Below are 17,971 nucleotides of genomic sequence, written 5' to 3'. Positions count from 1 at the left end.
CATGCAGACATTACAGACGACCAGCCTGCGGGTGGCGAATAATCAGCTCTTTATTCTCGACCAGCAGGCGCTTCCGCAGGAGAAACGCTGGCTGGATGCCTCGACGGTGGAGGCGCTGGTTGGGCATATCCACGCTCTGCGGGTGCGTGGCGCGCCGTTAATTGGTCTCTCTGCAAGCCTGCTGCTGGCGCTGTTAGCGGAAAGCGGTAAAAGCCGCGACGAGCTGGCGGCGGCGCTGGAGACCCTGCGTGCCTCCCGCCCGACGGCGGTGAACCTGATGAACAATCTCGACCGCATGAAGATTGCGCTGTGGCAGGAAGCGTTCGTTCCGGCGCTGGTGGCTGAAGCGCTGCGCCTGATTAATGAAGACAAACGGCTTTGCGACGCGATTGCGAAAGCGGGTAGCGCGCTGGTGAAGCCCGGCAGCCGCCTGCTGACCCACTGCAATACCGGCGGGCTGGCAACGGCGGGCGTCGGTACGGCGCTGGGTGTGATTGCCCGCGCGCATCAGGAAGGCAACGTCAGCAACGTCTGGGTGGATGAAACCCGTCCGCTGTTGCAGGGCGGCAGGCTGACCGCATGGGAGCTGGGCGAGCTGGGCGTGCCGTATCAGCTGATTACTGACTCCATGGCCGCCAGCCTGATGGCAAAAGGGCAGGTGGATGCCGTGTGGGTGGGGGCAGACCGCATTGCCGCCAACGGCGATGTGGCGAACAAAATCGGCACCTATTCCCTGGCGGTGCTGGCGAAGTTCCACGGTATTCCGTTCTACGTCGCCGCCCCGCAAACGACCCTCGACCGGGACTGCCCGAACGGTGACGCGATCCCGATTGAGCAGCGCGCGGCCAGCGAAGTGACGGGCGTGGCGGGAAGCTTTGGCGCGGTGCAGTGGGCGCCGCAAGAGGCGCAGGTCTATAACCCGGCGTTTGACGTTACCCCCGCCTCGCTGATTAGCGGCTGGGTGCTGGATACGGGCGTGGTCACCCCTGAAGAGGTAGCGAAAGGGAAATTCGCCTGAGTGGGACTATCCTTGTAAGGGGTTCCCTTTAGAGGACGTTATCGTGACGCTCGATCCTGAAACAGACTTAAAACTGGAACGCGTGGTGGACGCACCGCGCGACCTGCTGTGGCTCTGCTGGACCACACCGGAGCACATCAAAAACTTCTTCATTCCTGCTCCCCATAAGGTGACTGAATGCGACCTCGATCTGCGCGTGGGTGGGCGGTTCAATACCGTGTTTGAGGTGGACGGGCAGCGGATGGATAACCGGGGCGTATTTCTTGAAATCGATCCGGGGAACAAGCTGGTCTTTACCGATGGCTATACTGAGGGCTGGAAGCCGGCTGAAAAGCCGTTTATGACGGCGATCCTGCTGCTGGAAGATGTGGGTGAGGGCAAGACCCGCTACACGGCGATAGCGCGTCACCCAACGAAGGAAATCCGCGAGCAGCATGAACAGATGGGCTTCCACGAAGGGTGGGGCGTGGTGTTGGATCAACTGGTGGGGTATGTGAAAGGGCTAAAACGGTAGTGCTCTTAGACCCCCTCTCCCTTGAGGGAGAGGGCTGGGGTGAGGGGGGAGAATTCATTGATTATGTTGAAGACAGATTTCTCTTTTTGGTATTCCTCATCTGACGAAATACTCGCTCTCCCTTTTCATCAAAGTATCTTTCCGGCCATATCACATCGGGTGGAATGTCTGGCGCCTGAGCGGTAAGCAGTTCACCTTTGGGCCATGGTCGGGTAAGCGCATTTGCCAGCGTGGATGAGGAAAGGCCAGCCTTTCTGGACAACGCAGCCAGGCTTGTTCCATGTTTCTTTAGTGCAGCGATAATATCGGCCGGGTGCCAGTTCTGATGTTGCATTGTGTCCTCCTTACATGTGTTCGTTACGTGCTCAATTATCCTATTTTGGGATAAGAAGGCGACGGGAGGATATTCGATTTCAGGATATTTGTATGGAATCGGAACAATGGCTTCAGGTTACTCGGATGAATACCAGCGTGTTATCAATGCGTTGAAGAAAGCGCGTAAAGAGAAGGGGATGACTCAGGCGCAGCTTGCGGAGGCACTGGGAAAACCACAATCGTTTATTGCTAAAGTGGGAAACGGTGAGCGTAGGTTGGACGTGGTGGAGTTTGTGCATCTGGCGAGGCTGGTTGGCACAGATGTGCAGAGGATTATCGCCAGTATTTAATTAATGCCTGAGTATGGAACTGACCCCCTGAGCCGTATGTTCCCCTCACCCTAACCCTCTCCCCAGAGGGGCGAGGGGATAGCACGGTGCTCGCATTAATTTGCGGGGTAGGGAGAAAAGATCAGGCCAGGCGTGGATACGTATCCGCGATTGCATCGCCCGTAAACTGGGCAACCCAGCCTTCCGGATTGTCGAAAATACGAATGGCGGTAAAGTTCGGCTCTGAACCCATGTCAAACCAGTGCGGCGTGCCTGCGGGTACGGAAATCAGGTCGTTTTTCTCGCACAGCACCTGATACACCTCATCGCCGATGTGCAGGCAGAATAGTCCCGCCCCTTCCACGAAAAAGCGCACTTCGTCTTCGCCGTGGATATGCTCGTTGAGAAACTTCGCGCGCAGCGCCTCTTTCTGCGGATTGTCGGCGCGAAGGCTAATCACGTCCCAGCTCTGATAACCTTTCTCTGCCACCAGCTTGTCGATTGCATGCTGATACGCCTCAATCACGGCTTCAGGCGCGGGATCCTGCCCTAAATCACGGTCTGCCGCCCAGCGTTCAAACCGCACGCCTTTGGCGTTGAGCTGTCGGGCGATCTCGACGGCGTCAGTGCTGTGCCACAGGTGATGACTGGCGTCTTTATCGGAATAAATGGTCAATGCGCTCATGAAGGGATCTGCTCCGGGTTAATCTCGTCAAACTGGTGGATCTGATGGTGATGGCTTGCGCCGTCATCTTCACCGCGTATCAGTTGCAGGGTGCGAAAACCCGCCTGTTCAGCCGCGTCCAGCTCCTGATGAATATCTGACAGGAACAGGATCTGCGACGGGGCGATGCCCGTTTGCGCCGCAATATTTTGATAAGACTGCACCTCACGCTTGGCGCCGATGCGGGTATCAAAATAGCCGCTGAACAGATGAGTAATATCACCTTCGTCGCTGTAGCCAAATAACAGTTTCTGCGCGGCGACGGAGCCAGAGGAATAAACATAGAGATCAATCCCTTGTGCCTTCCATTTTTCCAGCGCGGGCAGTACATCAGGGTAGAGATGGCCGGTAAAGTCACCGTTGATGTAACCGTCCTGCCAGATGATGCCTTGCAGGGCTTTGAGCGCCGTCGATTTGCGGTCTTCATCCATAAAGGTAAACAGCACGTTGATGAGATCGCTGACGCTGGCATGCGGAGTGCTGATTTCATCGCGCAGGTTGTCCAGAATCGATTTGACCGGCTCGGCGTACTGCTGCGCGGTCACAAAGGCCGCCAGCCGCTCACGCGCGTAGGGGAACAAAACATCATGGACAAAACGGATATCGCTGGTGGTCCCTTCAATATCCGTCACAATCGCGCGAATCATACTCTCTCCCATTGTCGTAAACGCATTTCGCATTCAAATAAGAATTCTAAACCTTCCAGATGACGGCGGGCTTCGGCCACGTCGCGTCCCCAGCAGGTTAAGCCATGACCGCGCAGAAGAAAACCATAATTAAGCGGGCGTTCATGCGCGTAATGGGCGATTCGAGAGGCGAGGGCGTCGATGTCCTGGTCATTATCAAACACCGGGATGGCCACCGTATCCCGATGCGTGGTCTGTCCGGTAAGGGATTTTTGCATCTCGAAGCCGGAGATCTTCAGCTCGGTCTCGTTGACCAGCCGCGACAGCACCGTGGCATTGACGGTGTGAACGTGCAGGACGGCGTTAGCCTCCGGGAACAGGCGATAGATGAGGGTATGCAGCCCGGTCTCTGCCGACGGTTTACGGCCAGAAGGCGCACGGTTGGTGGCGATTTCAACCTGTAGAAAATCGGCGGTGGTCAGGCTGCCTTTGTCTTTTCCGGATTCGCTCAGCCAGCACAGATGTTCATCCTGACGCACGGACATATTGCCGCCGGTAGCGGGCGCCCAGCCTTTAGCGCCAATCCAGCGGCAGGCCTCGACCAGGTGTGTGAGTTGCAGGTTGTCTGTCATTTCCTTTTACCCTCTCGGTCAGGAATATTTATATCATTTAGACGTCTAAGCGTCTTGATTGCCAAAGACTAACATCGTGTTATAGTGTCAGCAACATAAGTATTACAGGCAGTCACACTACAATGAGCAATAACCCGTTGATCCCGCAGAGTAAACTTCCGAATCTCGGCACGACGATTTTTACGCAGATGAGCGCCCTGGCGCAGCAGCACAACGCCATTAACCTCTCACAAGGTTTCCCGGATTTTGACGGGCCGAAATATTTGCAGGAGCGTCTGGCGTACCACGTTGCGCAGGGAGCCAACCAGTATGCGCCGATGACCGGCGTGCAGGCGTTGCGTGAAGCCATTGCGGATAAAACGGCGGAGTTATACGGCCATAAGCCTGACACGAACAGCGATATCACGGTAACCGCAGGGGCGACCGAAGCGCTGTATGCGGCGATAACCGCCCTGGTGCGTACGGGCGATGAGGTGATTTGTTTTGACCCAAGCTACGATAGCTACGCCCCGGCGATTGAACTGGCCGGTGGCGTGGTGAAACGCGTGGCGCTCCAGCCGCCGCATTTTCGTCCGGACTGGCAGGCGTTTGCCGCGCTGCTGAGCGATAAAACCCGGCTGGTGATCCTGAATACGCCACACAACCCATCGGCGACGGTGTGGCAGAAAAGCGATTTTGCCGCCCTGTGGCAGGCCATCGCCGAACGTGAAATCTATGTTCTGAGCGACGAGGTGTATGAGCACATCTGCTTTGCCGAGGAGGGTCATGCCAGCGTGCTGGCGCATCCGCAGCTTCGCGAGCGCGCAATCGCGGTATCATCATTTGGGAAAACCTACCATATGACCGGCTGGAAGGTAGGGTACTGCGTGGCGCCCGCCGCCATCAGCGCTGAGCTGCGTAAAGTGCACCAGTATTTGACGTTTGCCGTAAACACACCCGCCCAGCTGGCGCTGGCGGATATGCTGCGCGCTGAACCTGAACATTACCGGGACCTGCCAGCTTTTTACTGTGCGCGGCGGGATCGGTTTGTGACTGCCTTGAGCGAGAGTCGGCTGGAGATCCTGCCATGCGAAGGCACCTACTTCCTGCTGGCGGACTACAGCGCGATTTCCGATCTGGATGATGTCAGTTTTTGCCAGTGGCTGACGAAAGAGGTGGGCGTGGCGGCCATTCCGCTGTCGGTGTTCTGCGCCGATCCCTTCCCGCATAAACTGATTCGTCTTTGCTTTGCGAAGCAGGAGTCGACGCTGCTGGCAGCGGCTGCGCGCTTAAATTCGCTCTGACTATTCAACCGTCCAGGCTTCTGAAAAACGACGGTCCGCGAAGAGTTCCAGCAGACCGTTGATTTGCTTCAGTCGCAGCACTTCATCGCTGTCCATACCCAACTCCAGGCCAATTTTCTGCTCACTCCAGCCCATAAGCACCAGTTCTCGCACGATTTCTGACATGGCATTGATCTGGTGGCGTCCACGCGCGCGGTTGTGACGAATGGTTGCAGCCATGCGATCGAACTTTTCCTGACGTGCTTTACGCAGGCAGGTAACAGGGAGGTAACCTTTAAGTTGACGCTTCAGAATAGCCCGATGACTGCCAAGCTCATGGCGATGGAATCCATCGACAATTTCATAGCTCTCAGGCGCATTTTCCGTCACAACGATAGGTTGTGTGAATCCATCCAGCTCCAGTGATTTGCTGAGCAACCGCTTCTCCGCCGGAGCGACATTATTTGGGTTGTAGTCATTGGCGGTGATGTCAGTCTGTTTTATCCACAATACGCAGTCGACGGGTTGATTATTAAAAGGGCTGATTTCGTGTAATGCCTGGCGAAAGGCATTAATAGCGCCGATTTTCTCTTCTTCAGAAAGGGCCTGCAGGTACGTCTGCATTTCTCTGATTATTTGCTGCTGCATAAAATCCCCCATTCCTTGCGTTTGGCTTTCACTCTTTCGCTGTAGCGTTGATAGTGTTTGAGTTTGTTTGGACTAAATGAGAGAGCCCGGCACCAGTAGTCATTGTTGAGTAAAACCTTGCAAATGCGTCGCCAGGAAGGGATATCTTTTGCGCCAATGTCACCCTCCTGCGTATCGGGAATATCCTCCAGGCCTCGCTTTTGATACCAGTGGAGATAAATTGCAATTTTATTTCGGTAATGTTCCGCCGTATTTTGCGGCATGCTGTCGAGTAGCAGCATGGCGTATTCGCGCCAGCCGAGATGGTCAGGTTTCAGGATCTTCCGGTGGCCATAAAAATGGTTATCGTGCCCGGCATAAATACCTCCACTTCGCACGCCGCAGGCGCGTTCACACATAGCCGCCCAGCGTTCGGGTTCAATGACATGATAGAGCCATAAGCCCTGACGCTGTTCCGGACCAAACGGTTCGCAGATGCGCATATAACGCGGCGGCACCCCCGCCTTGTACATCAGGTCGTATAACGGGTTATAGCAACATTTTGATTTCGCGAACCACGTCCAGATGTCGGCGGTTTTCCAGTCGTACAGTGGGTAGATATACCAGGCGTGCCCACCCGGGGCGACGGTCGTCCAGGGTTTATCGTCAGAAAAGCGCTGCTTACGCGCCGACGCGATAGCCAGAAAGCGGTTGTAAGATTCATCGGCGCGGATCCCCACCATGACTGCGGAAGGACGTCTTTGCGCATACCATTCGGCAAACTCGCGCACGAAGGCTTCAAACGTCATTCCCTGCTGATAAAAATCGAAATAGTGATAATCGGTAATGGCATCTTCTGGTGGCTGGCGAACCCAGTTTGTTCCGGGTTCCCAGCACTGCCATTCAGGTTGAAACTGTGACAGGGCGTTCTGGGTCGTGAGCGGAAGCGCTACCCACCAGAACTGGTGGATAACATCCCGATAGAGCGTTTTCATAGCGTCAACATGCTGAATGGTCGACGAGAATTGCGCTTCCCAGTCCAGAAAGATGACGTCTATTTTTCGCTTTAATTGCCGTGCTTTCTGGGCAACAAGATGCAGCATCACGGTAGAATCTTTTCCACCGGAAAAGGAAACGCATACCCTGGGGAAATTGTTAAGCGTCCAGTGTATGCGTTCCGCAGAAGCGTCTAAAACATTTTCCTGTAAAGGGATTTTATAGTTCGACATGATTAATCGCGTCCTGCGTGTTAAATGTCTGGGGAAAATCAAAACGATATTATGGAATTATTTATCCTTAATTTCACGGAGTCATTTTTTTCGGTTCGCTTTAATTATATTCACCATGCAAATGTATTTTACGCAGACGGCGGAGAAACGCAGAGCTTATGCATTTTTTCAATGAATGTTGAAAAAACAGAGCTATTCAGTGATGAACGGCCGTAGAGCATATAGATCTTTAATTCAGGCAGCGCAAACGGTGGCTCAAGCCTTTTTAATTTCAAAGATTCTTTAAATGTTTCATAGATCGACACGGGGATATAGCCTAACAAATCAGATGAACTGACCATAGAGATGAGAGAGCTAAGGGAGTCGGTGCGAAAAGCAATATTTCTTTCCGGAAAAGCGTCATTGGCCCGACTCTGGAACTCTTTTACACCCGGATGAGCACTCTGGTAAAAAGTGAATTTCTCCTGGTATAGCGCGTCCACCGTAGCTGTGTCAGCGAGCCTTGGGTGGTCTGCTCTACAGATTAAGGCTATCGGCACCGTAGTGAAGTGGGTGCAGACCACAGAGCGATTGTGGATAGGTGCGATAGAGAAGATGAGATCGGCTTTACGATAGGCCAACAAATCTTCCGCTGATTCGGAGGAAATAAGCATATCTCTTTGTTCTATCTCATAATTCTCCTCAGATATTAAAAGCTTCAACGGTTCCAGCATCGAACCAGGAGACACCATTTGAGTGCAATAGATAACGAACTTTTTCTTGATGTCCGAGTGATGCATCATGTTGATCGTCTGCTCAAGCTGATTGAGATTTTTTTCCAGATGATGATGCAAGTTAGTACCTACCGTGGTGGGCGTAATTCCCTTCCCTGAACGGATAAACAGGGGGTCATCAAGCTGACCGCGCAGGCGTTGCAGCGACTGGCTGACGGCGGATGGTGTGATATAAAGCGTCTCGGCAGCCCTACTGATACTGAGATGTTGGTAAATGCATTCGAAGATAACTAACAGATTGAGATCGAATTTTTTTAGGTCGTAGAGGTTTGCCATGTTTCGTCCTGAGTGAGTTGAGTTTGCTGTCGTTATCACACCATGGAGTACGACAGAGTGTAGTTACCCTTTACAATCCGTGTGAATAACTCGCTTAATTTAAAATTTAAGTGATCTTAATATATCACGGCTTTGGATTATTGAAACATATCTTCAAGAGTTATTAAGATAATTTTATCTTTAAAGTGTGATTGAATTATTTGAATGACAAATGGCGTTTATATATAGCGTGAAACCCATAATGAAATTAAATTTATAATGTTTCAATGACCTGTTCGAATCTGCCTATCACAGCCATAGGCAGGACTATCCCTCTTATGCATTGCTCATTGCGCGCAGGGGTGCTGTAATCAAACCGCTGTTACGGCCTTGATACAAGGTATGTAGAGCGCAACGCAACGCCAGCTTCGGCTGGCACTGAATGTACCTGCGGGGAATTCAGGTATCAGGGCCGCCCGTTGAGGCGGCCTTTTTACTTTCAGGCTTTCCTGTAAAAGGTTCACCTTGCTGTCTTGTTGCTGTTGTAAGGTTTGGCTGATTGATTTGATAAAGCATACGCATTAGCCCCGATGAACAAAGTTGGTTACCTTACACCTCAACGAAAACACGGAGGAAGTACAGATGTCCTTGATTAACACCAAAATTAAACCTTTCAAAAACCAGGCGTTCAAAAACGGTGAGTTCATCGAAGTTACTGAGAAAGATACCGAAGGCCGCTGGAGCGTGTTCTTCTTCTATCCGGCTGACTTCACCTTCGTTTGCCCGACCGAACTGGGCGACGTTGCAGACCACTACGAAGAACTGCAAAAGCTGGGCGTAGACGTTTACTCTGTTTCTACCGATACCCACTTCACCCACAAAGCGTGGCACAGCAGCTCTGAAACTATCGCGAAAATCAAATACGCGATGATCGGCGACCCGACTGGCGCCCTGACCCGTAACTTCGACAACATGCGTGAAGATGAAGGCCTGGCTGACCGTGCGACCTTCGTTGTTGACCCGCAGGGCATTATCCAGGCTATCGAAGTTACCGCTGAAGGTATCGGCCGTGATGCATCTGACCTGCTGCGCAAAGTGAAGGCGGCTCAGTACGTTGCTTCTCACCCAGGCGAAGTGTGCCCGGCGAAATGGAAAGAAGGCGAAGCGACGCTGGCGCCATCTCTGGACCTGGTCGGCAAGATCTAAGTCTGTAAAGCCTGGCGGCGCTACGCTTGCACAGGCCTACAGTACCGTAGGCCGGGTAAACGAAGTGCCACCCGGCAATCAATGGGCGCTCCCCGCGCCCATTTCATTCCAGCACCATGATGCAAGTTGCATTCAGGCAGCCCGTATAAGGCGGCTTGCATGATGACGTTTTAAGAGAGGGAAGAATAATGCTCGACACTAACATGAAAACCCAGCTCAAGGCCTACCTTGAGAAACTGACCAAACCTGTTGAGCTGATTGCCACGCTGGACGACAGCGCGAAATCGGCAGAAATCAAAGCGCTGCTGACAGAGATTGCTGAGCTGTCGCCGAAAGTGACCTTCAAAGAAGACAACGCGCTGGCAGTCCGTAAGCCTTCTTTCCTGATCGCCAACCCAGGGTCTGACCAGGGGCCGCGTTTCGCGGGTTCTCCGTTGGGGCACGAATTTACGTCCCTGGTGCTGGCGCTGCTGTGGACCGGTGGTCATCCGTCAAAAGAAGCGCAGGCGCTGCTGGAGCAGATCCGCGATATCGACGGTGATTTTGAGTTTGAAACCTATTACTCGCTCTCCTGCCACAACTGCCCGGACGTGGTGCAGGCGCTGAACCTGATGTCAGTGCTCAACCCACGCATTAAGCACACGGCGATTGACGGCGGTACGTTCCAGAACGAAATCACCGAGCGCAACGTGATGGGCGTTCCGGCGGTTTACCTGAATGGTCAGGAGTTCGGCCAAGGGCGTATGACGCTGACCGAAATCGTCGCCAAAGTGGATACCGGCGCAGAAAAACGTGCGGCGGAAGAGTTGAACCAACGTGATGCGTACGACGTGCTGATTGTTGGCTCCGGCCCGGCGGGCGCGGCGGCAGCGGTTTACTCCGCACGTAAAGGGATCCGTACCGGTCTGATGGGCGAGCGTTTCGGTGGTCAGGTTCTGGATACCGTAGACATTGAAAACTACATTTCCGTGCCGAAAACCGAAGGCCAGAAGCTGGCCGGGGCGTTGAAAGCGCACGTCAGCGACTACGACGTGGATGTCATTGACAGCCAGAGCGCCAGCAAACTGGTTCCGGCAGCGGTCGAGGGTGGTTTGCACCAGATTGAAACGGCGTCCGGCGCGGTGCTGAAGGCGCGCAGCGTGATCATTGCCACTGGCGCGAAATGGCGCAACATGAACGTGCCGGGCGAAGATCAGTATCGCACCAAAGGCGTGACCTATTGCCCGCACTGTGACGGCCCGCTGTTCAAAGGTAAACGCGTAGCGGTGATCGGCGGCGGTAACTCCGGCGTGGAAGCGGCTATCGACCTGGCGGGGATTGTTGAACACGTTACCCTGCTGGAGTTCGCCCCTGAGATGAAAGCGGACCAGGTGTTACAGGATAAAGTACGTAGCCTGAATAACGTCGACATTGTGCTCAATGCCCAGACGACAGAAGTGAAAGGCGACGGCAGCAAAGTGACCGGTCTGGAATACCGTGACCGCGTGAGTGGCGATATCCACAGCGTAGCGCTGGCGGGGATCTTCGTTCAGATTGGCCTGCTGCCAAACACCACCTGGCTGGAAGGCGCAATTGAGCGCAACCGCATGGGCGAGATCATCATCGATGCGAAATGCGAAACCAGCGTGAAGGGCGTATTTGCGGCGGGCGACTGCACCACCGTGCCGTACAAACAGATCATCATCGCCACTGGCGAAGGGGCGAAAGCGTCGCTGAGCTCGTTTGATTACCTGATCCGCACCAAAACTGCATAATAAAAGAAAGCAAGACGACACCTGCAATACAAGAGGCCACCAAAAGGTGGCCTCTTTTTTTATCTGACGACCATCACCGGAATGTGGGTGTGGCGGATCACGCTGGAGGCGTTCGACCCCAGCAGGTGCGTGGTAATAGACGGGTTGCGCGAACCAATCACCACCACGTCTGCGTTCAGCTCCGCGGCCAGTTCATTAACGGCGTCACGCACGCTACCGAACCGGACGTGGGTTTTTATGCGGGAAGGATCGATGCTGAAGTGCCCGACCATGGTTTGCAGGCGCGTCTCGGCTTCATGCTGTAAATGCTCTTCAAAACGACGCACATCAGCAGCGAAACGATGCAGGCTCAGGCTGGCAGAGCCCGGTAAAACATGCAGAAGATGAATAACTCCGTCCTGCTGCGCGAGAAATTCCGCATGACGTACAGCCTTATCACTCAGTTCCATTTCGAAAACATCAACCGGCATAATGATTGTTTGATACATACCCGTTTCTCCTTGTTTATAAACGCTGCAATCATTCAACCACAAAATATAAATGGTTTCTGTAATCCCGACAGCACTTTTATCTCGCCAGGATAAATCTCAAAACAGCCGGATTCCGGGGCAGATCCCGAGAGGTAGCTACCCTTTTATAAGCTTACCCACACCCTTTCGGAGGTTGCATGAAAGCTCTCACCTATCACGGTCCACATCATGTTCGGGTCGATAATGTCCCCGATCCGGGCATCGAACAGCCTGACGATATCATCCTGCGCGTAACAGCCACGGCGATCTGTGGTTCCGATTTGCATCTTTATCGCGGAAAAATTCCCAAGGTCCAGCACGGCGATATCTTTGGTCATGAATTTATGGGCGAGGTGGTGGAGTGCGGGAGCGAAGTGAAGAACGTGCAGAAAGGTGACCGGGTGGTGATCCCGTTTGTGATTGCCTGCGGTGACTGTTTCTTTTGCCAGATGCAACAGTACGCGGCCTGCGAAAACACGAACCGCGGGCAGGGCGCGGCGCTGAACAAAAAGCAAATTCCCGCCCCTGCCGCGCTGTTTGGCTACAGCCATCTTTACGGCGGCGTGCCGGGCGGACAGGCGGAGTTTGTGCGCGTGCCGAAAGGCAACGTGGGGCCGTTTAAAGTGCCGCAGCTGCTGTCAGACGACAAAGCGCTTTTCCTGTCAGATATTCTGCCTACCGCCTGGCAGGCGGCGAAAAATGCGCAGATCCAGAAAGGCTCCAGCGTCGCCGTATTCGGGGCCGGGCCGGTGGGGTTACTGACCATTGCCTGCGCGCGGCTTCTCGGCGCAGAGCAGATTTTTGTGGTTGACCATCATCCCTATCGACTGCGGTTTGCCCAGGAGCGCTACGGCGCGATCCCGATTAACTTTGATGATGATAACGACGCGGCGGAGAAAATCATTGAGCAAACGGCCGGGCAGCGCGGGGTGGATGCGGTGATTGATGCCGTCGGGTTTGAGGCCAAAGGCAGCACGACGGAAACGATCCTCAGTAACCTGAAAATTGAAGGCAGCAGCGGCAAAGCCCTGCGCCAGTGCATTGCTGCGGTGCGACGCGGCGGCGTGGTCAGCGTGCCGGGCGTGTACGCCGGTTTCATCCATGGCTTCCTGTTTGGCGATGCCTTCGATAAAGGGCTGAGCTTTAAGATGGGGCAGACGCACGTCCACGCCTGGCTGGGAGAGCTGCTGCCGCTTATCGAAAAAGGGTTGCTTACACCGGAAGATATTGTGACCCACTATCTTCCGCTGGCTGATGCGGAGCGCGCCTATAAGATCTTCGAAAAACGGGAGGAGGAGTGCCGCAAGGTGATCCTGGTGCCTGGCGCAGACACCCCGGAGGCAGCGCAGCAGAAAGTGAAGGGACTGGTGAATGCCTTCCCCGGCGGCGTTGTGTGAGGTTTCGTCCCCACGGCACTACGACAGAGTAAACATGGATTAAGCGGTTTTTGTCCGATATAACACAATCGGGTGAATTTGCGGAAAGAGGATGCAGGTGCATCCTCTGTGCAAAGCGGGGTCGCTTGTTCAGAAGGGATTAACGCAGGTAATCGCCAGCGGCTTCGGGCTGGTAGAGCAGCTCAAGCACTTCCAGATGGGCTGAGGCGCCGCCCGGGAGTTCCCAGTGGATAGTATCGCCCGTGCGCAGTCCAAGCAGCGCCGCGCCCACGGGTGCCAGCACCGAAAGCTGCATGCTGCTGTCGGTCATCTGCGCCGGATAGACCAGCGTACGGGTGAGTTCCTCCCCGGTGGTCAGGTTGCGGAACTTCACCTGGCTGTTCATGGTGACCACATCATGCGGCATGGTCTCAGGCGTACACATCTGCGCCCGGTCTAGCTCTTCGTTCAGCGCATCGGCAACCGGCAGCGAGGCGAATTCTGGTTTCTCCAACAGTCGGTCAATACGTTCTGCGTCGAGTTCATTGATGATAATCGTAGGTCTGGACATTTTTACTCCATGTCGTTAATGCTGCGTGTAACGCAGAAACCAATCCAAAAGAAAACCCTCGCCGTCTGGCAGCGAGGGTTTAACTTATCTGATGATACTGTCTGAAACCCTAAGTTTGAAGTGATGAAGGTCACATTCGTGCGCCATATGAATTTTTGGCAATAAACCCGGCATCCCGATTCACGCTGAACGGAAATTTCGTTACGCTGGTAAAACTTAAACCGGGCAATGCGCGTTGCAGCCCCAGCGTAGAGAGAGCGATATGTACTTTTACCAACCGTCTCAGGGGCACGGTCTGCCCCACGACCCGCTGAACGCCATTATCGGTCCGCGTCCGATTGGCTGGATTTCATCCTGTGATAAGGCCGGTCAACTGAACCTTGCCCCGTACAGCTTCTTTAACTGCTTTAACTATCGCCCACCGATCATTGGTTTTTCCAGCAACGGCTGGAAGGATAGCGTACGGAATATTACCGAAACGGGAGAGTTTGTCTGGAACCTCGCAACGCGCGATCTGGCTGAGGCGATGAATGAAACCTCCGCCACACTCCCTCATGGCGAGGATGAATTTACCTTTGCCGGCCTGACGCCCGTAGCCAGCCAGCTTGTGCGCTCGCCGCGCGTGGCGGAAAGCCCGGTGAATTTCGAGTGTCGATTGTCACAGTGCATTCAGTTGACCGGCGCGGATGGGACACCGATTGATACCTGGCTGGTGCTCGGCGAAGTGGTGGGCGTCCATATCGCTGAGAGTTTGCTGGAAGAGGGGATTTACCAGACCGCGAAAGCGCAGCCCATTCTGCGTGCGGGTGGACCGTCAGCCTACTACGGCATCAGCGACAGCCATCGCTTCGATCTGGTACGCCCGGATGCGCGCAGGAACAATCAGTAACCGGCTTTATCGATAACAAACTGTTTGCCGCAGTTGCCCGGATGCGGCTGTGGCGCAAAGGTGCTGGCTGAGAGCGAGTTGTTAATGGTGCTGGATTTTAGCGAGATCTGCATCTCGGTCAGATAAGCCGGATTGCCATGGCAGGTAAGCTTGAACGCTTTTACGTTCTGTTTCCCCCAGCTTTTGGCCACGGCTGCATCAAAATCGCTACGGCGGACGGTCTTGCCATAGTTTTCCGCCAGAAATTCCCCAACCGCACTATTTTTCACTTCCTGGTTCATGCGCACCATGGTGCCGAAGTAAGCGTCGGGATCAAAACCAAAGCAGACGCCGTGTTTCGCGTATTCATAACGTTCAAGGCAGGAGTTGCCGCCCGCGCCGGGCATCACGCTGTTAAGCTTCGCCGCGCCCGTTAGCGATAGTCCGGTCTCTGCGGCGTCACATTTGCGGCTGGCTTTTGCTTCTGGCATATTCGGAACCGGACGAGTGGCACAGCCGAAGCGCATCCAGCGGCGTTCATCCACTCCGCGAGCGGCAATAGATTTCGGCAGTGCTGGCCATAAGCCGTGGACGGTCAGAAAATCGGTTTTGTTGCTGCTCTCTTTTTGCAGGCGACACTCTTCCGGTTCGTCACGGTTGCGTTCGACCATACTCTGGCAAAATCCCGTTTGCCAGGAAAGAGCCAGAACGTAGCGATCGAAATCGCCGTACTGGGTTGGCTTAAGCGGATCTGCCTGAATTGAGAAGACACAGAGTGCAAGCGCTACTGCGCCAGACGGGATAACGATATCCTTCCTGAACATTTGCTTTCCTGATTGGTTGGGCGCGATTAATTTCTGGAGGTTATTAAAGCACAAAAAGCGCCCGCAGGCGCTTTTTGGAAAGCAGGAATTTCGCTTAGGCAGCGCCGGGAACCAGCACTTCGGTGGCGATAATAACGATAATCAGGCCAACTAGCACCGGCACTGACGTGCGTTTTACCACTTCAAACGGAGAGATTTTTGCCATCCCTGCAACCGCAACCACCACGCCCGATACCGGAGAAATGGTACGACCCAGGTTGGAGGCCTGGAGCATCGGAATGGACAGGTAAGCCGGGTTGATGCCGGAGGAGTGTGCCAGCTTAGGGATCATCTCAACAAACGCATAGAACGGCGCGTTACCGGAGCCGGTAGTCATCGCCGCCAGCATGGTCAGTACCACCAGCACCAGCATCAGGATAATGCTGGCCGAGCCGAACGAGGTGGCGATAGAGATCAGGCTCTGGATAAAGCCGATTGTGCTCAGCCCCTGAGCAAACACCCCTGCGGCAACCAGCAGCATCACCACGCCCGCGAAGGCATCCGCCATGCCGCGGAAGGCGACTTCAAGACCCGTGAACACCTTCTGGGTATTAAAGCCTCGAACAAATTCCAGGGTGGCCGCCAGCAGCATACAGATCACCAGGATAGTGATGATGTGCAGCTGAGGGCCCCATTTGCCGTCAAAAATAAGCACGCCAATAATCGGCGTGAAGGGCAGGATGGAATAAAACGCCGGGGCGGTAGTGGTGATTTCACTGACGTCCATCATCTCATGGCTGACGTTCTCTTTCTTATCGAGGTAGCGTTGCCAGAAGAAATGCGCCACGCCCATGCCGAGAATAGCGGTGATGGAGATTGGCAGTGTGGTTTTGAAGGCGAAGTCAATCAGCGACATTTCCGCGGCTTTCGCTGCCAGCACCACGTCACCGGAAGTAGGGGAGAGAATAATCGCCGCCGGAGAGGCGCAAATAGCCGCCGCTGCGCCACGGCTGATCCCGACGTTAACCATTACCGGGAATAACGTCGCCATTAACAGCACGCCAAGGCCTGTTGCTGAGGAAACGGCTAATGACATCAGACAGGCCAGGAAATAAGCCGCGACCATCAGCAGATAGGGGGAGTTAATATATTGCAGCGGCTTAGAAGCCAGCTTCACCACCATATCATTCGCACCGATATGGGTCATATAGGCAGCAAATCCGCAGAGCATCATGATCATCATGCCCAGGTCGCCGCCGCGGCTCATCAGCAGAATTTTTATATATTCCACAATATCGGTAGCGGTATATCCGGTGCTGGCTTCGCTGGCGGGTAAAACCTGATGACCCATTAGCGCGCTAATGATCAGCAGCGTCAGGCCGCCGACAAATAGCACACCGGTGGCTGAGTAACCTTTAATGATGTAGCGTGCTACACCGACAATGACCACGACTCCAATGAGGAGTTCGAGAAAAGTAAGCATGATTTCCCCTGTATCCTTGCTGCCCGAGAGACAAATAATCAATAAAAAAGAAGCCTGAAATGTGCCGAATAAATGGCCAGTCCTTGCTGATTAAAATCAAGAAAGAGACTACTAAAGGCAATGATGACGATATTTTTGCTAACCCTGCGTCATTTATATTAAGACGTTATTGACCTGATGAATAGATATTATATGTCATTAAATTGATGGTGAAGTGTTAAGGTTTTGAGTATTACTTGCCGACAATCGATTTAAAAACGTAAATCTCTTTAAAACTACTTCTCTTTCATTCTTTTGCCTGCTTATACTCGGTTCACTTTTACCCTATCCGACGATCTGAATATGCACGCCAGCTGGACGTATCGCCTGCGCTTTATCAAAAAACATCTGCTGATGTTTTTGCTGGCGTTTGGCTGGCTGTTAATCCAGAGTCAGGTGGCCGTCGCCTCCCATCAATGTTCAATGGATTTGCGCGGTGAGGTGGCCACCATCCAGCATATGGATATGATGGCGGGACCGGGGCCGCATTATGCTGCCGGTGCTTCACCGCTGTGTGAAAAACATTGTGTGCCGGATCAGGTACAAAAAGAACCTGCCCAGCCGCATCTGGTGGCGCTGCCTGCCGCCATGACGCTGACCTTAACGACGCCAGAGTGTTCATCTGCAAGCCATTCTGCGTGGTCTGTTACCCCTCCTGCTGTGGGGCCGCCGGCAACGATCCGCTATTGCCGGTTTCGGGAGTAAAAACCTGTTAATTCGTTGATTTTATTTACTTAACGTTTAACAGGAGTTTTATCATGCGTACCCTATTCCTTTCCGCGCTGGTTGGCGCGTCCATCTCTTTCGCTTCTTATACCGTTCAGGCAAACCAGACCTGGCAGGGCCGCGGCGTGGTTCAGTCGATCTCTGACAATGCCGTCATGCTCCGTCACGAGGCCATACCGGAACTAAAATGGCCAGCGATGACCATGCCGTTTACTTTATCTGCCGGCGCCACGCTGAATGGCGCCAAACCGGGGGATGAGGTGACCTTCACGCTTGAGCGTGCGGGTGACGGTTTCCAGATTATCTCGCTGACGCCAGCGCGCTAAGCGAGG

Annotated in this window: 21 protein-coding genes; 10 read left to right on the top strand and 11 right to left on the bottom strand. The window is 53.9% G+C overall.

Annotation, left to right across the window (positions count from 1 at the left end):
* Position 1 precedes the first annotated feature (1 nt).
* Positions 2–1,018 carry an S-methyl-5-thioribose-1-phosphate isomerase gene (gene mtnA / locus ACOTX2_RS09430; RefSeq protein ID WP_063138048.1) on the top strand — a complete coding sequence of 339 codons (1,017 nt, stop codon included), beginning with the start codon at positions 2–4 and terminating at the stop codon, positions 1,016–1,018.
* Between the two features lie 43 nt (positions 1,019–1,061).
* Positions 1,062–1,532, top strand: coding sequence for an SRPBCC family protein (locus ACOTX2_RS09425; protein ID WP_045622238.1), 471 nt, complete (start codon positions 1,062–1,064; stop codon positions 1,530–1,532).
* A 61-nt stretch (positions 1,533–1,593) separates the two neighbouring features.
* On the opposite strand, the gene ACOTX2_RS09420 is transcribed toward ACOTX2_RS09425, so the two are convergent.
* On the bottom strand, positions 1,594–1,866 hold the full coding sequence (locus ACOTX2_RS09420; protein WP_046618920.1) for a helix-turn-helix domain-containing protein: 273 nt from the start codon (positions 1,864–1,866) through the stop codon (positions 1,594–1,596).
* 106 nt (positions 1,867–1,972) lie between these two features.
* On the opposite strand from ACOTX2_RS09420, the gene ACOTX2_RS09415 reads away from it, so the two are divergent.
* Positions 1,973–2,197, top strand: coding sequence for a helix-turn-helix transcriptional regulator (locus tag ACOTX2_RS09415; protein WP_063148027.1), 225 nt, complete (start codon positions 1,973–1,975; stop codon positions 2,195–2,197).
* A gap of 121 nt (positions 2,198–2,318) precedes the next feature.
* Here the strand turns inward: ACOTX2_RS09415 and ACOTX2_RS09410 are convergent, their stop codons facing one another.
* From ACOTX2_RS09410 to ACOTX2_RS09400, 3 genes are read right to left on the bottom strand one after another with little or no spacing between them, the layout of a single operon-like run.
* On the bottom strand, positions 2,319–2,861 hold the full coding sequence (locus ACOTX2_RS09410) for a 1,2-dihydroxy-3-keto-5-methylthiopentene dioxygenase (RefSeq protein ID WP_063148026.1): 543 nt from the start codon (positions 2,859–2,861) through the stop codon (positions 2,319–2,321).
* On the bottom strand, positions 2,858–3,547 hold the full coding sequence (gene mtnC, locus ACOTX2_RS09405; RefSeq protein ID WP_023305674.1) for an acireductone synthase: 690 nt from the start codon (positions 3,545–3,547) through the stop codon (positions 2,858–2,860). The genes ACOTX2_RS09410 and mtnC overlap by 4 nt, the downstream gene beginning before the upstream one ends.
* Positions 3,544–4,158 carry a methylthioribulose 1-phosphate dehydratase gene (locus ACOTX2_RS09400; protein WP_063148025.1) on the bottom strand — a complete coding sequence of 205 codons (615 nt, stop codon included), beginning with the start codon at positions 4,156–4,158 and terminating at the stop codon, positions 3,544–3,546. The genes mtnC and ACOTX2_RS09400 overlap by 4 nt, the downstream gene beginning before the upstream one ends.
* 122 nt (positions 4,159–4,280) lie before the next feature.
* On the opposite strand from ACOTX2_RS09400, the gene ACOTX2_RS09395 reads away from it, so the two are divergent.
* Positions 4,281–5,441 (top strand): pyridoxal phosphate-dependent aminotransferase, encoded by a 1,161-nt coding sequence (locus tag ACOTX2_RS09395; RefSeq protein ID WP_063148024.1) that lies wholly within the window; start codon positions 4,281–4,283, stop codon positions 5,439–5,441.
* On the opposite strand, the gene ACOTX2_RS09390 is transcribed toward ACOTX2_RS09395, so the two are convergent.
* From ACOTX2_RS09390 to citR, 3 genes are all read right to left on the bottom strand, one after another.
* Positions 5,442–6,068 carry an IbrB-like domain-containing protein gene (locus ACOTX2_RS09390; protein WP_046618915.1) on the bottom strand — a complete coding sequence of 209 codons (627 nt, stop codon included), beginning with the start codon at positions 6,066–6,068 and terminating at the stop codon, positions 5,442–5,444. It lies immediately after the preceding gene.
* Entirely contained in the window at positions 6,053–7,276 is a 1,224-nt protein-coding gene (locus tag ACOTX2_RS09385; RefSeq protein WP_063148023.1) for a phosphoadenosine phosphosulfate reductase, read from the bottom strand. Before ACOTX2_RS09385 ends, ACOTX2_RS09390 begins: the two co-directional genes overlap by 16 nt.
* 128 nt (positions 7,277–7,404) lie before the next feature.
* Positions 7,405–8,325 (bottom strand): DNA-binding transcriptional repressor CitR, encoded by a 921-nt coding sequence (citR, locus tag ACOTX2_RS09380; RefSeq protein ID WP_022647411.1) that lies wholly within the window; start codon positions 8,323–8,325, stop codon positions 7,405–7,407.
* Positions 8,326–8,946: 621 nt separating this feature from the next.
* Here citR and ahpC point away from each other — a divergent pair.
* Both ahpC and ahpF read left to right on the top strand, forming a co-directional pair.
* Positions 8,947–9,510 (top strand): alkyl hydroperoxide reductase subunit C, encoded by a 564-nt coding sequence (gene ahpC, locus ACOTX2_RS09375; protein ID WP_014882974.1) that lies wholly within the window; start codon positions 8,947–8,949, stop codon positions 9,508–9,510.
* Between the two features lie 188 nt (positions 9,511–9,698).
* Positions 9,699–11,264: an alkyl hydroperoxide reductase subunit F gene (gene ahpF, locus ACOTX2_RS09370; protein ID WP_063148022.1), complete on the top strand. Its 1,566-nt coding sequence runs from the start codon at positions 9,699–9,701 to the stop codon at positions 11,262–11,264.
* A 59-nt stretch (positions 11,265–11,323) separates the two neighbouring features.
* Here the strand turns inward: ahpF and uspG are convergent, their stop codons facing one another.
* Positions 11,324–11,752 carry a universal stress protein UspG gene (gene uspG / locus ACOTX2_RS09365; RefSeq protein ID WP_022647413.1) on the bottom strand — a complete coding sequence of 143 codons (429 nt, stop codon included), beginning with the start codon at positions 11,750–11,752 and terminating at the stop codon, positions 11,324–11,326.
* A 179-nt stretch (positions 11,753–11,931) separates the two neighbouring features.
* Here uspG and ACOTX2_RS09360 point away from each other — a divergent pair, with 179 nt between their 5' ends.
* Positions 11,932–13,170: a zinc-dependent alcohol dehydrogenase gene (locus tag ACOTX2_RS09360; protein ID WP_063148021.1), complete on the top strand. Its 1,239-nt coding sequence runs from the start codon at positions 11,932–11,934 to the stop codon at positions 13,168–13,170.
* Positions 13,171–13,309: 139 nt separating this feature from the next.
* Here ACOTX2_RS09360 and rnk read toward each other — a convergent pair whose 3' ends face one another.
* On the bottom strand, positions 13,310–13,720 hold the full coding sequence (gene rnk / locus ACOTX2_RS09355) for a nucleoside diphosphate kinase regulator (RefSeq protein WP_022647414.1): 411 nt from the start codon (positions 13,718–13,720) through the stop codon (positions 13,310–13,312).
* A gap of 262 nt (positions 13,721–13,982) precedes the next feature.
* Between rnk and ACOTX2_RS09350 the strand changes: the two genes are divergently transcribed.
* Entirely contained in the window at positions 13,983–14,609 is a 627-nt protein-coding gene (locus ACOTX2_RS09350) for a flavin reductase family protein (protein WP_063148020.1), read from the top strand.
* On the opposite strand, the gene rna is transcribed toward ACOTX2_RS09350, so the two are convergent.
* Together rna and dcuC are read right to left on the bottom strand one after the other, a co-directional pair.
* A complete protein-coding gene (rna, locus tag ACOTX2_RS09345) occupies positions 14,603–15,412 on the bottom strand; it encodes a ribonuclease I (protein ID WP_032624674.1) in 810 nt (269 codons plus the stop codon). The genes ACOTX2_RS09350 and rna overlap by 7 nt on opposite strands.
* A 94-nt stretch (positions 15,413–15,506) precedes the next feature.
* On the bottom strand, positions 15,507–16,874 hold the full coding sequence (dcuC, locus tag ACOTX2_RS09340; RefSeq protein ID WP_063148019.1) for an anaerobic C4-dicarboxylate transporter DcuC: 1,368 nt from the start codon (positions 16,872–16,874) through the stop codon (positions 15,507–15,509).
* Between the two features lie 342 nt (positions 16,875–17,216).
* Between dcuC and ACOTX2_RS09335 the strand changes: the two genes are divergently transcribed.
* Positions 17,217–17,618, top strand: coding sequence for a hypothetical protein (locus ACOTX2_RS09335; protein ID WP_063148018.1), 402 nt, complete (start codon positions 17,217–17,219; stop codon positions 17,616–17,618).
* A gap of 53 nt (positions 17,619–17,671) precedes the next feature.
* Complete coding sequence (locus ACOTX2_RS09330; RefSeq protein ID WP_023299583.1) at positions 17,672–17,965, top strand: copper-binding protein; 294 nt, start codon at positions 17,672–17,674, stop codon at positions 17,963–17,965.
* Positions 17,966–17,971 lie beyond the last annotated feature (6 nt).

The organism is Enterobacter cloacae complex sp. IR5412 (assembly GCF_049237385.1).
GTDB lineage: Bacteria > Pseudomonadota > Gammaproteobacteria > Enterobacterales > Enterobacteriaceae > Enterobacter > Enterobacter intestinihominis.
The sequence above is the reverse complement of the archived record's forward strand: the minus strand, read 5'-3'. Positions and strand labels throughout refer to the sequence as shown.

Coding starts and splice junctions, on each gene's coding strand:
- ACOTX2_RS09415 (WP_063148027.1), top strand. CDS start 1,973: ATGGCTTCAGGTTACTCGGATGAATACCAGCGTGTTATCAATGCGTTG.
- ACOTX2_RS09360 (WP_063148021.1), top strand. CDS start 11,932: ATGAAAGCTCTCACCTATCACGGTCCACATCATGTTCGGGTCGATAAT.
- ACOTX2_RS09390 (WP_046618915.1), bottom strand. CDS start 6,068: ATGCAGCAGCAAATAATCAGAGAAATGCAGACGTACCTGCAGGCCCTT.
- ahpC (WP_014882974.1), top strand. CDS start 8,947: ATGTCCTTGATTAACACCAAAATTAAACCTTTCAAAAACCAGGCGTTC.
- ACOTX2_RS09385 (WP_063148023.1), bottom strand. CDS start 7,276: ATGTCGAACTATAAAATCCCTTTACAGGAAAATGTTTTAGACGCTTCT.
- citR (WP_022647411.1), bottom strand. CDS start 8,325: ATGGCAAACCTCTACGACCTAAAAAAATTCGATCTCAATCTGTTAGTT.
- ACOTX2_RS09410 (WP_063148026.1), bottom strand. CDS start 2,861: ATGAGCGCATTGACCATTTATTCCGATAAAGACGCCAGTCATCACCTG.
- ACOTX2_RS09400 (WP_063148025.1), bottom strand. CDS start 4,158: ATGACAGACAACCTGCAACTCACACACCTGGTCGAGGCCTGCCGCTGG.
- ACOTX2_RS09420 (WP_046618920.1), bottom strand. CDS start 1,866: ATGCAACATCAGAACTGGCACCCGGCCGATATTATCGCTGCACTAAAG.
- ahpF (WP_063148022.1), top strand. CDS start 9,699: ATGCTCGACACTAACATGAAAACCCAGCTCAAGGCCTACCTTGAGAAA.
- rnk (WP_022647414.1), bottom strand. CDS start 13,720: ATGTCCAGACCTACGATTATCATCAATGAACTCGACGCAGAACGTATT.
- ACOTX2_RS09330 (WP_023299583.1), top strand. CDS start 17,672: ATGCGTACCCTATTCCTTTCCGCGCTGGTTGGCGCGTCCATCTCTTTC.
- rna (WP_032624674.1), bottom strand. CDS start 15,412: ATGTTCAGGAAGGATATCGTTATCCCGTCTGGCGCAGTAGCGCTTGCA.
- ACOTX2_RS09395 (WP_063148024.1), top strand. CDS start 4,281: ATGAGCAATAACCCGTTGATCCCGCAGAGTAAACTTCCGAATCTCGGC.
- ACOTX2_RS09350 (WP_063148020.1), top strand. CDS start 13,983: ATGTACTTTTACCAACCGTCTCAGGGGCACGGTCTGCCCCACGACCCG.
- uspG (WP_022647413.1), bottom strand. CDS start 11,752: ATGTATCAAACAATCATTATGCCGGTTGATGTTTTCGAAATGGAACTG.
- dcuC (WP_063148019.1), bottom strand. CDS start 16,874: ATGCTTACTTTTCTCGAACTCCTCATTGGAGTCGTGGTCATTGTCGGT.
- ACOTX2_RS09335 (WP_063148018.1), top strand. CDS start 17,217: ATGCACGCCAGCTGGACGTATCGCCTGCGCTTTATCAAAAAACATCTG.
- mtnA (WP_063138048.1), top strand. CDS start 2: ATGCAGACATTACAGACGACCAGCCTGCGGGTGGCGAATAATCAGCTC.
- mtnC (WP_023305674.1), bottom strand. CDS start 3,547: ATGATTCGCGCGATTGTGACGGATATTGAAGGGACCACCAGCGATATC.